This window comes from Anaerovorax odorimutans (genome assembly GCF_024459955.1).
Lineage (GTDB): Bacteria > Bacillota > Clostridia > Peptostreptococcales > Anaerovoracaceae > Hominibacterium > Hominibacterium odorimutans_A.
The window spans coordinates 1-228 of the sequence record NZ_JANFXK010000231.1 but is presented as its reverse complement, the minus strand read 5'-3'; the positions used below and the strand labels follow the sequence as shown (position 1 = coordinate 228).

At 51.8% G+C, this 228-nt stretch carries 1 protein-coding gene; it reads left to right on the top strand.

All coding sequences use genetic code 11. The features are described from left to right. Window positions 1-228 (top strand): hypothetical protein (locus NE619_RS18590; protein ID WP_256133934.1); only part of this gene is annotated, 228 nt, incomplete at both ends.

Below are 228 nucleotides of genomic sequence, written 5' to 3'. Positions count from 1 at the left end.
TCACAGTTTATGGATCAGAACAACCCTCTGGGTGAGCTGACCCATAAGAGACGTCTTTCCGCATTAGGCCCCGGCGGTCTGTCACGAGACCGTGCAGGTTTCGAGGTTCGAGATGTACATTACTCCCATTACGGAAGAATGTGTCCTATCGAGACTCCTGAGGGTCCTAACATCGGTCTGATCAACTCCCTGGCATCCTACGCCAGGATCAATCAGTACGGTTTTGTG